We start from the raw sequence: 13,174 nt of genomic DNA, 5'->3' as shown, positions 1-13,174 counted from the left end.
ATAAGGCTGTAGGCCGACTGTAAGGTCATATATTTCAGTGCATATAATGTCTGTACTTTTAATTTACCTCGCAGATTAGCTGCCAGGGGAAACGGAAAATAATGTGTCTTCTTCTAATGTAATTTCGCATGTAGCTTCGCGGATAACGCGTGAAATTACATTAGTACACGGAACTATTGCCGCCTGCTGCGGTGACGCTGCTGTCCATCTTCGTTGCCCGCTCCAATTCCAAAATGTTAGGTTAATGCCTGCTGCCCATACTCGCACCCGCGCACGGTACAATGGTTGAGTTACGACCAACGTGCCAATAACCAAAAAGGAGCCGCTATGATCGATCGCTATACCCGCCCGGAGATGGGACATATCTTCTCCCTCGAGAACAAGTATGCCATTTGGCAGGAGATCGAGGTTCTGGCCTGCGAGGCCCAGGCGGAGCTCGGCAAGATCGGCATTTCTAAAGACGAAGCCCAGTGGATCCGCGACCATGCCAACTTTGAGAAGGCGAAGGTCGATGAGATCGAGGAGGTCACGCGCCACGATGTCATCGCCTTCCTGACCAACATGAAGGAATATATCGACGCCGATGTTCCCGAGGGCGAGCCCAAGCCTAGTCGCTGGGTTCACTACGGTATGACCAGCTCCGACCTGGGTGATACTGCTCTGTGCTATCAGCTTACTCAGGCGTGTGACCTGATTATCGAGGACGTCAAGAAGCTCGGCGTGATCTGCAAGCGCCGCGCCTTCGAGGAGCGCAATACGCTCTGCGCCGGACGCACCCATGGCATCCATGCTGAGCCGATGACCTTCGGCATGAAGTTTGGCTCTTGGGCATGGGAACTCAAGCGCGACCTTGATCGTCTTGAGGATGCTCGCAAGAACGTTGCCTTCGGTGCCATCTCCGGTGCCGTCGGCACCTACAGCTCCATCGAGCCGTTCGTCGAGGAGTACGTCTGTGAGCACCTGGGTCTGGTTCACGACCCGCTGTCCACGCAGGTCATCAGCCGCGATCACCACGCCTATCTTGCCGGCGTGCTTGCCACTACAGCGGCCACCTGCGAGCGCATCGCGACCGAGGTCCGCAACCTGCAGAAGACCGATACACTCGAGGCCGAGGAGCCCTTCCGCAAGGGCCAAAAGGGCAGCTCCGCCATGCCGCACAAGCGCAACCCGATCACCATGGAGAAGGTCTGCGGCCTGTCACGCATCGTGAAGTCCAACGCCCAGGTCGCCTTCGACAATGTCGCCCTGTGGCACGAGCGCGACATTTCGCACTCCTCTGCCGAGCGCGTCGCCCAGGCCGATAGCTTCATCGCGCTCGACCACATGTTCCAGTGCCTCATTCGCGTTATCGACGGCCTGCAGCTGTATCCGGCCCGCATGATGGCCAATCTCAACAAGACCCGCGGCCTCATCTTCTCCTCCAAGGTCCTGCTTGCCCTCGTCGATACGGGTATCACCCGCGAGGATGCGTACGCCATTGTGCAGGAGAACGCCATGGCCACCTGGCACGAGGTGCAGGATTGTGTCTCTGGCCCCACCTTTAAGGAGCGTCTCGAGGCCGATCCGCGCTGCACCGTCAGCCAGGAGAAGCTCGACGAGATTTTTGATCCGTGGGACTTCCTCACCCGCATCGATACGGTCTTCGATCGCCTGGAGCAGCTGAGCTTCGAGTAGGGTTAACCTAATTCGATCGCTTGCGGATGCATTTCAGCCTTTGGCGCCTTGCCCGTCTTGGGCGAGGCGCTTTTTTTACTGTCGCATATGCGCCCGGGTAATAAAATGAACTCCGACTGCTGTTTCGATGAAAGGGGGCACGTGCCCAGACGCATCAAGCGGGCCACCATCGTCTCGTTTACGCTCATACTCCTTGTTGCCGTCTGTGCGGGCGCCCTGACGTATACCGTTCGAAGCAGTTCTTCCTCCTCGAATGAAGCCGATAGAGATCTCCCGGTGCTCAAAATCGGCGTTACGGATAACGACCCCTATGTGTATGTCGATACCACGGGCGATTACGCCGGTATCGATATCGACATCGCCCGCGAGGCCTGCAAGCGTGCGGGGCTCAAGCCACAGTTTGTCGATATTGACTGGAACGATCGCGACCGGCTGCTCAAAAACGGTGATATCGATTGCCTGTGGTGTGACTATTCTCCCTGTTATCGCGAGGATAAGTATTACTGGACCGAGCCGTATCTAACCGTGACGGTCTCGGTTGCCGCCAAGAAAACGAGTGGCATCAAGTCCTTGGCACATCTCGATGGAAGTAAGACCATTGCGGTGATTGCGGGTTCGGTGAGTGAATGCCGATTGCTTGCGGGGGATCTGGGGGTCTCGTCGGACGTTCAAATCAAATCATATGGCTCTGCCGAACTCTGCAAAGCCGCTCTAGTCAAAGGGTACGTTGACTGCTGGATGGCGGATGTCCAGTCGCTTGACCGACTCGTTGCTCAGTATCCCGGCGTTTACCGTGTGTTTGCCGACAATGTTATGACGGTTGACCTGGGCGTCGCGTTTGATGACAGCTATGAAGGATCGGTCGTAAAGGATCTCAATACCGCGCTGTTCGACATGGATCGAGATGGCACGATTGACCGTATTGTGGGCAATTACAAGACAGGAGCGACGACGGGCGGGCAAGGAGGAAATTCATGACAACTGATGAGCACCGCTTGAGTCGAAAGACTCTGAACGTCATAGCTGCCAGCGTTATTGTCAGCGCCGTCTTGTTAGGCCTGTTGTATACGGTTGGAACCCATCGCTGCCTCGAAAAAACGCTTGGGTTTGGCCAAGAAACCATGGAGTTTTTGGAGAACGCTTGCGAAAAATATGACCGCTACGAACAGGGGAGAAAAACCGAGGCGACGCACGATTTGCTCGCCGCGGTCGAATCGTTTGTGACGTTCCTGTCCTCTGATCGCGTTGAGGTTAACGACGATCTTATCGAGCAATTTGTCCATGCCGAGAACCTTTCGGGGCTGATGGTCATGGACTCCGATGGCCATATGGCTGCCCACTACGACATCGATGGTCGCGATCCGCTCATGTTGTGGCGAGATGAGTTGGCCTGTTCGCCGGTCGCATCGATGTATCAAGGTTCCAAAGTGACCTACTCAACTGTCGATGAGCGCCGTGGTGTCGTTTTTGCCGTCTGTGCTGTTCCGTATGGCGACGGCGTTGCCCTGGCATACCGCTCACTTGTTTCCGATACGGCGGACGACTATTCATATGCCATAGCCGACGTGCTTTCGAATAGTACCTTCCACCAGGGTCCCACGGTGCTTGTTATGGAGGATGCGGAGATTGTCTCATCCAACAGTGCCGATGCAGACGTGTCGCTCGCCCGACTCCTCACCAGCGTAGGAGTTGAGTGGAAAGACGACGGCCTGACGCGCATCGAATATCGAGGAGACGAATGGTATGCCGTGCGTGCGGCATATAAGGACTACCGCCTGTTTGCGCTATATCCCAAATCTGAGGTCATGTCTGACAGGATTTCATTTGTCGCCGTCGGCGTCTTGGTGTGTCTTGCGTTTTGGGTCGTGGTGCTGTTGGCTCGAAATATCGTTGACCACCGCAATTTGGTCGAAAAGGATAAACAGCTCGGCATTATCAATGCCATAAGCGCCATCTACGATTCGACCTTCCTTTTGCATCTCGACACCCTCGAGATCGAGGGGATCAATATGTCGCCGGCGATAGCGAAGATATTTGCCGAGCACAGCGAGGCATATGACTTTATGGACACGGTCTGCCGGGATATCGTGAGCCCCGAAAGCCGCGAAGCGGTTATGGGACTCGTAGATATAAGTTCGCTTCGTGAACGTATGGAGGGCGTACCGTACTTGGCTGCCGAGGTGCGAGATTGTCGAGGCGCTTGGTACTCGCTACAGGTTGTCCCCCAGCATCGCGATGAGCAAGGCCGGCTGGAGTCGGTCGTCGTGGCGACGCACAACATATCGATGGTCAAGCATGCCGAGGAGCTGTCATATCAAGACAAACTGACGGGGCTTCGCAACCGCAACTATCTTGAATCGCGCGGAGATAGCCTGGTAAACGAGGACTTGCCCGTGAGCGTGATTATGTTGGACTGCAATTATCTCAAGCGGACCAACGACATCTATGGTCACGAGATGGGGGATGAACTGCTGCGACGGACGGCGTCCGTGCTGCGGCGGGTGGCTGGTGCGGATTATCTGCCGATGCGCCTTGGCGGCGACGAGTTTTTGCTGGTTTGCCCCCATACTGACAACGAGTCTGCGCTCGGGCTGGAACAGGATCTTCGTCTCGGTCTTGCCGCGGTAAGCGATGAGGCCCTGACGGTCAGCGCATCGATTGGCGTGGCGACCGTCGAGACGGCTGGAAATACGCTGGCCGATGTATATCGTGTCGCCGACCACAATATGTATCGGGAGAAGCGCACGGTCCACGCACAGGGTGCGGACTGCTAATCTTGCCCCCGCGAGTCCATGCATCGTAGGATGTTGAATCGGTGCTTGCGATAATAAGTCGGCCCAGGCGGGGATAATAGACGTCTGAAATTTCTTTCTGAGAGGGGATCTCAATGATTAGTTTTGACTACAAGCCGCAGGGTGTATGCTCTCGCAATATTCACCTCAATCTCTCTGACGATGGCAGCAAGGTGCTGGGCGTTGAGTTTACCGGCGGCTGTGACGGCAATCTCAAGGCAATCTCCAAGTTAGTCGAGGGTGCTCCTGCCGATCGCGTAATCGAGGTTCTCGCCGGTAATACCTGCGGTATGAAAAAGACCTCTTGCGCCGATCAGCTTACGCGCGCTATCGAGGCCGCTCGCGCCGAGATCGCCTAATGGGTATCGCCGACCACATCAAGAATGGAATATCGCGCCGTGGCTTTGTGCTCGGCGGTGCTGCCGCGGGCGCTGCCACGGTGCTTGCCGGTTGCTCGAAAAAAACGGGCACCAGCGACGATGCCGCCGGCGAGCCGCAGGTTATCAAGGACGATTCGAAGATTGTCTCGATCACTGATGAGTACGAGGCAGTCGACATCGATCTTGAGCCGGCGGCTTCATGGACATTGCCCTTGGGTACGCTGCTGTACTACTGCGATGGTGACTACGCTGCCGCGATGATGGCGCCTGCTTCTGCCCTGCATGCCAATACGCTTGGTGTGCTCAACCTGGGCGATGGCTCGCTTACCACATTAATCGAGGATCCTATCGAGGGCAAGGGATATGCATTTTACGATGTCCGTGCCGGCGATGGCGTGTTTGCGTGGGTTGAGATGAACTTTGCCAATTCATCGTGGAAGCTCTACGCTCAAAATCTGTCGGGCGCTTCGCTCTCTGGCGACGTGGTTGAGCTCGATCGGGGTGGCAAGGACTATGATCCGCCACTGTTTACGGCGTACGGGTCATCAGTCATCTGGTATAAAATGCCTTCGGCAGGCGGCAATAAAACGAGTAGTGATTCGTTTTGCTATCGTCGCTCGCTTGATGAATCCAAGGCCGAGACAATTTGGAAATCGACGGGCCGCTTTGCATCGGCCCCGCGTGCGAGTGACGGCATTTTGACCATCTCGCCGCGTGTCCGCAACGACGAGGGCGTCTACTATGGCATAACGGCAATCGATCTGACCGACGGCAACAACACCAAACGTGCCCAGCTAGTCCTTCCCTCGTCAGTCTCGCCTCTCGAGGCCGTATATATGGGCGATACCTTCGTGTTTTCTATCGAGGCGACCTATAGTGGCGTGGGCAGCTTGGGCAACATGGGCACGTATATCGGTAATGAGGGAGGGCCGTACCTCTTCCTGTCACGCGAGCCGCTCGCATGTGCGGCTGGCAAGAAGAATAAATACCTTGTTAAGGTGCAGGCGTCGCATTTCCTGATCGACACCTCTGCCAAGACCTATGGCTCGCTGCTGTCGCCCGATCGCGCTTTGGAGTATGGCGATTATCCAGCTACGGCGGGAAAATCGGACTCATTCCTTACGTACGCCACGGTGCGCAACAGCCAGGGTATACCAGAGACGGTCACTGCACGCCTATTCTCTCTTTAAGCTTAGAGGGGTTAAAAAGGCGCCAACAGGGGAATAAACGCGTTGTAATTGTGAGTACCGCCCGCCGAGCTGCCGCGTCATAGCGGCATCCGGCGGGCTCAGGTGCGTTAAAATGGGCTTGTTCTTAGCTAATTGAGACAGGGGGGCCGTGTTATGGCTTCAGATGCAAAAAAGATTCTGCTGGTCGAGGACGAAAAGGCAATCCGTGACGCCGTCGCTGCCTATCTCGAGCGCGAGGGCTACTGGGTTGTTGGCGTCGGCGACGGCCAGTCCGCGATCGAGGAGTTCGAGAAGCACCAGTTCGACCTGGTTGTGCTCGACCTTATGCTCCCCAAGATTCCCGGCGAGCGCGTTTGCCGCACTATCCGCGATACCTCGGATGTGCCCATTATCATGCTTACCGCCAAGGGCGAGATCGAGGACCGCATTATCGGCCTCGAACTTGGTGCCGACGACTACCTGATCAAGCCGTTCTCGCCGCGCGAGCTCGTCGCCCGCGTTCGCGCGCTGTTCCGTCGTGCCCACCAGGCCGACGAGCCTGCCGTTGAGGTGCTCGACTTTGGCGATCTGGTCATCGATATCTCGGGCCACAAGATCTTGGTCGAGGGTAAGGAAGTCGATCTGACGGCTTCCGAGTTCAAGCTGCTCACCACGCTTGCTCGTCATCCCGGTCGTGTCTACAACCGTATGGAGCTGGTTGAGAAGGTGCTCGGCTACGACTTTGAGGGCTATGAGCGCACCATCGACAGCCACGTGAAGAACCTTCGCGCCAAGCTGGGCGATGATCCCAAGAAGCCCAAGTGGCTCTACACCGTCCACGGCGTCGGCTATCGTTTTGAGGCCCCGGCCAAGACCGATAAGTCGGACGAGAAATAGGGAAATCACATATGACACCTGCGCGCTTTGAAATCGGACAAAAGCACAAGCAGGAGAACGAGGCGGGTTCCAAAGCAAGTTGGAACACGCCTCGTTCCGATTCACGGCCAACGATGAGCTATCCCTCGCGTATGGCCTTGGCTTTTGCCCTGACGTCGCTCATGACGGTATTGGTGCTGGTGGGCGTTGTCTCCGTTGTGTGGGGCACCGTCTTTTCGGATTACACGCGTTCCAATATCGTTGAGATCGCCAATTCTGCCGCCGAAAAGCTTGCGACGTCGTATGAGGAAAACGGCAATTGGACGGCTGGCGAGCTGCGCACGGTCGCGACATCGAGTTTGGTGTCCGACGATTTGGGCATGCAGGTCGTCAACAAAAAGGGCGTTGTCGTCTATGACGACTCATGGCCTTCGGCAAGTGCGACCGCCGATGTGCGCGAGAGCGAATCGACGTCGAGCAGCGCAAGCGGTAAAAAGGCCTCGCATAGCCCGGTCTCGTCGGCTCCCACCGACTCCGATAGCGTTGCCAACGTCGAAATCATAACGTCTTCCGGCGAGCATGTCGGACAGGTAAAGCTATGGGCGATCGGGTCCGACGCACTGCTCACCAAGGCAGATTCTGCGTTTAGAGAGAAGACCTTTAACGCCATGGCCCTTGCTGCGGTTGTTGCCGTCTGCATCTCGGTCGTTATCGGATCGCTCATGTCGCGCATGCTCACCAAGCCGATTCATCGTATTACCAGCACGGCCAAGCAAATTCGCGATGGTGATCTATCAGCTCGCACGGGCTTGCGCGGCGATGACGAAATCGATCAGCTGGGTGAGACCTTCGATGAGATGGCCACTTCGCTCGAGAAGGATATGAAACACGAGAAACGTTTGACCTCGGACGTGGCTCACGAACTTCGTACTCCGCTTATGGCCATGCTCGCAACGGTCGAGGCCATGCAGGATGGCGTATATCCTACCGACGATGAGCACTTGGAGACTGTTGCTTCCGAGACGCGTCGCCTGGCTCGTCTGGTGCAGCAGATGCTCGACCTGTCGCGCATGGAAAACAGCACGGCTCCGCTCAACCTTGAGCCGGTGGACATGGTTCCTTTCGTGCGTTCCATCGTCAATGCCCAGGAGCGCCTGTTTGTCGACCGCGATCTGCGCTTGCGCTTTGCTGACGAGACCCAAGGTCACGACGATGTCGTCGAAGCCGATCCCGACATGATCACACAATGCGTCATCAATCTCATGAGCAACGCCATGCGCTATACCCCCGAGGGCGGTTGGGTCGTGGTGTCGGTGCTCAGTGACCGCAAACACGTCAGCGTCGCCGTTTCTGATACCGGCATCGGTATTGCCAAGGATGACTTGTCGCGCATCTTCGGCCGTTTTTGGCGCGCCGATGCCAGCCGTGCCCGTGAGGCGGGCGGTCTGGGCGTGGGCCTCGCCGTGACTAAACAGATCGTCGAGCGACATCATGGCTACATTTCCGTGGAGTCGGAGCTTGGAAAGGGTACGACTTTTACGATTCATCTGCCTCGCGAGCACACGGCGGACGCGGCATCTACTACAATGGAGCACTAGCTTTTCGCTATTCGGTGAAGGAGGGGCCGCGTCCCTGCCGCTCCGAGTTTGCGAAAACGTGCGGGAAAGAACCCGCATTACTGTCGTATTTTGGTAAGGAGTGACTCACGTGACAACGATGGAGCGTCGTCCGGATTCCCGTGGCAAGGTTCGTGATATCTACGATGCCGGTGAAAACCTGCTGATGGTCGCCACCGACCGCATTTCTGCGTTCGACTTCATTCTTCCCGACGAGATTCCGTTTAAGGGAGAGGTGCTCAATCGCATCTCGGCATTCTGGTTTGATAAGTTTGCCGACATCGTCCCCAACCATCTCGTTTCCATCGACCCGGCGGATTTCCCCGAGGAGTTTGCTGAGTATCGTGACTACCTCGCTGGCCGCGCCATGCTGGTTAAAAAGGCCCAAACGATTCCTATCGAGTGCATCGTCCGCGGCTATCTGACCGGTTCGGGCAAGAAGACCTACGACGAGAACGGCACCGTCTGCGGCATCCAGCTGCCTGAGGGCCTGACCGAGGCTTCCAAGCTTCCCGAGCCGCTGTTCACGCCGTCCACGAAGGCCGAGATTGGTGACCACGACGAGAACATCTCGTTCGAGCGTTGCTGCGAGATCGTGGGCGAGGATATCGCCACGCAGATTCGTGACCTTTCCCTCAAGATCTACAAGGCTGCCGCCGAGTATGCAGCGACCCGTGGCATCATCATTGCCGACACCAAGTTCGAGTTTGGTGTCATCGATGGCAAGGTCACGCTGATCGACGAGTGCCTCACGCCCGACTCCAGCCGTTTCTGGCCTGCTGCCAGCTACGAGGAGGGCAAGATCCAGCCCAGCTACGACAAACAATTCGTCCGCAATTGGCTCAAGGCCAACTGGGATATGACGGGGGAGACCCCGCACCTGCCCGCCGAGGTCATCGATGGCACGTCCGAGCGCTATCGCGAGGCCTTCCAGATCATCACGGGCTCCCAGTTCACAAGCATGAAGGAGAACGCATAAGTGAGTACCCGTAGCGCCACGAACAAGCGCACGCAATCCCACGAGGTTACCGGGGTTGCGCGCAAGTCCGCCGCATCTGCTAAGCCTGCCCGTCAGGCAGCGAGCTCTGTCCGCGTCGTGCCGGCTTCGTCTAAGGCACGCCGCAAAGAGCTCGAGAAGGGCGAGAACCTCGAGGGCCTCTCTAAAGAGGAGAAGCGCGCCCGCAAGGCTAAGCAGCGCGCCAAGGAGGACCGCATCTACACGGTGTCGAATATCCTTCTCAAGCAGGATGAGGACTACACCAAGCGCCGTCGTATCTGGTGGGCCGTGCTTACTATCGGCATGGTACTCGTCGTGGCAATTTGGGCTTCGCTCTTCTTCGCTCCCGCTGGCATGGTGTCCAGCCCTGTCCAGATGGTCGGCATCGTTTTGTCCTACGTCGTCATTTTGGGTGACTTTATCTACGACTTCGTTCGTATTCGTCCCCTGCGCAACATGTACCGCACGCAGGCCGAGGGCATGTCCGAGAACAAGCTCAACGCTCTTATTGAGCGCGCGGCTGCCGAGGAGGACAAAAAGGACTCCAAGAAGAAATAGCGTTTGCATGCATACTTATCGCTAAGATATAAGGCGCGTCGTTTTTGCGGCGCGCCTTATTATTGTCCTATAGATAGATGGAGTGGCACATGATTCGAGCTGCCCTGACGGTCGAAGAAGCTCTGGAGGGCATGAAGGCCCTGGAGCCCAAGATTAAAAACTATGCGCGCCTGGTTGTCCGCAAGGGCGTAAACGTCAAGCCCGGCCAGGAGGTTGTCGTTCAGTCTCCGGTCGAGTGCGCATCCTTTGCCCGCGTGGTGGTCGCGGAGGCTTATGCCGCCGGGGCTGGCCACGTGACGGTCATTTGGGCCGATGATGCCGTGACGAGGCTCACGTACGAGCATGTCGAGAAAAGCTATTTTGAGCAGACACCCGAGTGGAAGCGCGTGCAGCTGGATTCCCTGGCCCAGGATGGTGCCTGCTTTGTCTTTATCGAGGGGGCGGATCCTGCGGCCCTCAAGGGCATCGATCCAGCCAAGCCGGCCGCGGCATCCAAGGCGAGGAATACGCAATGCAAAGTTTTCCGCCGTGGACTGGATTACAACATCAATCCGTGGTGCATCGCCGGCGCTCCGGTCGTGGCTTGGGCGCACGAGGTGTTCCCGGGAGACGCCGATGAGGTTGCAATCTATAAGCTGTGGAATGCGATTCTGCACACCGCGCGCGCCGATGGCCAGGACCCAGAGAGCGACTGGGAACTCCATGACGCCGCATTCGAAAAGAACCTGCGTTTCCTGAACGACAATCGTTTCGACTACCTGCATTACACCTCGGCAAATGGAACCGATCTGACGATTGGCATGCCGAAAGGTCACGAGTGGGCCGGCGGCAAGGGCAAGACGCCCGATGGGCACCCCTTCTTCCCCAACATTCCCACCGAGGAAGTCTTCACCTCGCCTGATCGTATGCGTGCCGACGGTATCGTGTATTCGGCTATGCCGCTCATTCACCACGGTAACAAGGTTGATGATTTTTGGATTAAGTTCGAGGCGGGCCGCGTAGTGGACTACGATGCCCGCGTGGGTAAGGCGACGCTTGCGAGCATCATCGATACTGACGAGGGCGCTGCTCACCTGGGAGAGGTCGCGCTCATCTCCAAGAACACGCCGATCCGCGAAAGTGGCGTACTGTTCTACGATACGCTCTATGACGAGAACGCTAGCTGCCATCTCGCGCTAGGTGTCGGTTTCCCCGAATGTATCGAGGGTGGGTATGACATGTCCAAGGAAGAGCTCCTGGAGCATGGCGTTAACGTCTCGAGCACGCACGTCGATTTTATGATTGGCACGGACGACATCGATATTACGGGCATTACGCCTGATGGACGTGAAGTTGTGATTTTCCAGAACGGCCAATGGAGTTGGGAATAGTCCCAAACCGTGGTACAATGCCACCCGCGGGCCGTTAGCTCAGCTGGCAGAGCAGGGGACTTTTAATCCCAAGGTCCAGGGTTCGAACCCCTGACGGCCCACCATAGAATGGAAAAGCGACTGGCGGATGCCGGCCGCTTTTTTGTTGCCGCGACGCGGGTTCGAACCCGAAAGGGCGCGGAGCTGAGTAAACGCGTGAGCGTTTGCCAGCGCAGCGCGCAAGGCGCGAAGCGCCGCAGCGGCCGCCTGCGGAGCAGGCTGAACCCCTGACGGCCCACCCAAAGTAAGGAATACGAAATGAAAACAAATAGATACGGAATTAGCGGCAGCACATTAAAGATAATAGCAGCCATTTCGATGGTTCTCGATCATGTAAGCAGGATCGTCCTGACCAATGGAATCATGACTCACGCATCGTACAGTCAGATATCAGACGAACAGTGGGCGATTCTAAGCGAGGCTTCGGATGTGCTTCATGTTCTTGGCAGAATTGCATTTCCCTTATTTTGCTTTTTGATAGTTGAGGGATTTTTGCATACTCATGACTTAAAGAAGTACCTGCGAAATATGCTTGTCTTCGCAATCATTGCGGAGCCCATATACGATTTCGTCCAAACCGGGCAACTATTTGACCTTCGGCAACAAAATGTTATGTGTGAGCTCCTGCTTTCCTTGGTCTTTTTGATTGTTCTGGAAAAGATACAAAGTCTTTCAAAACGGAAAAGATACATCGCAGAAACTGCTCTGATTGTTTTGACAGCACTGGCAGCTGAATACACTAAACTAGATGGCGGTGTGTATGGCATTATGCTTGTGGCTGCATTCTATTTATTCCACGACAGCAAGGCCAAGATGTTCTTTGCTGCAGTATGTGCAGTGCTCCTTTCGTCATGCCATATAGTTGGCGGCGGATTTGAGTTTGCTACAGCTAATGTATTTAATCCTGATGTTGCTGCCGCGGTCGTTTCGTTGCTGCTTATCAATCTTTATAATGGTAAGCGAGGGCTGAAGCTCAAATATTTCTTCTACATTTTCTATCCGGCACATCTTGCTCTGCTTTATGGTGTCTCACTTATTGTTTTGAACTGTCTTTAAAAACTCTCAAACAAGTCTCTGAAAACGGAAACAAATTGACCCTAAGACTGCTTGTGAATTTCCGGAAGACCTGAGAGATGCGAGGATAGGCAACGAGGGCTGCAGAGAGATGCTTCTCAGTTCTCTGGCGGATCGCACGTATCTGTATGAGGATCACTTCCACACACTCATTAATAACAGTGATAAACACGGCAGATCCTCAAAACATGAGGCTGTGGAGGTCGAACGATGCTTCGAAAGCATGAATGGCAGCGAGAAAATGAGTTCGGAAGCGCCCTCTGGATGATCCAGCATAGAATAGAAAGCGATCGGCTCCGGCTGGTCGCTTTTTTGTCGCCGCGCCACGGGTTCGAACCCGAACTTCTCTATATATAAGAACGCTTGGCGAACAAAACCTGCCTTTTACCGACGGGAAACAAATAGCTGATGCTTTTGGAGTAAAGTGGCGCTCCAGAGATGACCGATGCCTTAACACCTATAAACCAGCTGGTCATCGCCAATATCAGAAGCCAATGCTTCAGTTTTAACCTCAGTGATGCGACTGAGGGACCTATTTATTTGTGAACAAAATATGGAGTACGGGATTCCCGCCCCCGGCGCCCCTCCGGTCTGGCAATATATCTCCTTGCCGCGCGGCCCGGTCGGAC

General features: G+C 55.8%; 11 protein-coding genes and 1 tRNA gene. All 12 read left to right on the top strand.

Going from position 1 to position 13,174, the window contains the following annotated elements:
- Positions 1-327 precede the first annotated feature (327 nt).
- Positions 328-1,674 (top strand): adenylosuccinate lyase, encoded by a 1,347-nt coding sequence (gene purB, locus DW112_RS08905; protein ID WP_118328800.1) that lies wholly within the window; start codon positions 328-330, stop codon positions 1,672-1,674.
- A 141-nt stretch (positions 1,675-1,815) separates the two neighbouring features.
- Entirely contained in the window at positions 1,816-2,652 is an 837-nt protein-coding gene (locus DW112_RS08900; RefSeq protein WP_158571749.1) for an ABC transporter substrate-binding protein, read from the top strand.
- A complete protein-coding gene (locus DW112_RS08895) occupies positions 2,649-4,448 on the top strand; it encodes a GGDEF domain-containing protein (RefSeq protein ID WP_117776727.1) in 1,800 nt (599 codons plus the stop codon). Before DW112_RS08900 ends, DW112_RS08895 begins: the two co-directional genes overlap by 4 nt.
- 113 nt (positions 4,449-4,561) lie before the next feature.
- Complete coding sequence (locus DW112_RS08890; protein WP_089572560.1) at positions 4,562-4,825, top strand: TIGR03905 family TSCPD domain-containing protein; 264 nt, start codon at positions 4,562-4,564, stop codon at positions 4,823-4,825.
- The gene (locus DW112_RS08885) at positions 4,825-6,036 is read left to right on the top strand and encodes a twin-arginine translocation signal domain-containing protein (RefSeq protein ID WP_118328798.1); all 1,212 of its coding nucleotides are present in this window, start codon (positions 4,825-4,827) and stop codon (positions 6,034-6,036) included. The genes DW112_RS08890 and DW112_RS08885 overlap by 1 nt, the downstream gene beginning before the upstream one ends.
- Before the next feature lie 153 nt (positions 6,037-6,189).
- Positions 6,190-6,912, top strand: a complete 723-nt coding sequence (locus tag DW112_RS08880; RefSeq protein ID WP_006236208.1) for a response regulator transcription factor — start codon at positions 6,190-6,192, stop codon at positions 6,910-6,912.
- Between the two features lie 11 nt (positions 6,913-6,923).
- Entirely contained in the window at positions 6,924-8,489 is a 1,566-nt protein-coding gene (locus DW112_RS08875) for a cell wall metabolism sensor histidine kinase WalK (protein WP_118328797.1), read from the top strand.
- Positions 8,490-8,607: 118 nt separating this feature from the next.
- On the top strand, positions 8,608-9,486 hold the full coding sequence (locus DW112_RS08870; RefSeq protein ID WP_035136481.1) for a phosphoribosylaminoimidazolesuccinocarboxamide synthase: 879 nt from the start codon (positions 8,608-8,610) through the stop codon (positions 9,484-9,486).
- A complete protein-coding gene (locus DW112_RS08865; RefSeq protein WP_118328796.1) occupies positions 9,487-10,062 on the top strand; it encodes a hypothetical protein in 576 nt (191 codons plus the stop codon).
- An 89-nt stretch (positions 10,063-10,151) separates the two neighbouring features.
- Entirely contained in the window at positions 10,152-11,432 is a 1,281-nt protein-coding gene (locus DW112_RS08860; protein ID WP_118328795.1) for an aminopeptidase, read from the top strand.
- A 28-nt stretch (positions 11,433-11,460) separates the two neighbouring features.
- A tRNA-Lys gene (locus tag DW112_RS08855) sits at positions 11,461-11,536 on the top strand.
- Positions 11,537-11,729: 193 nt separating this feature from the next.
- Positions 11,730-12,527, top strand: a complete 798-nt coding sequence (locus DW112_RS08850; RefSeq protein ID WP_117655807.1) for a TraX family protein — start codon at positions 11,730-11,732, stop codon at positions 12,525-12,527.
- The last annotated feature ends 647 nt before the right edge of the window (positions 12,528-13,174 follow it).

This window comes from Collinsella sp. AM09-41 (assembly GCF_003473245.1).
Classification (GTDB): domain Bacteria; phylum Actinomycetota; class Coriobacteriia; order Coriobacteriales; family Coriobacteriaceae; genus Collinsella.
The sequence above is the reverse complement of the archived record's forward strand: the minus strand, read 5'-3'. Positions and strand labels throughout refer to the sequence as shown.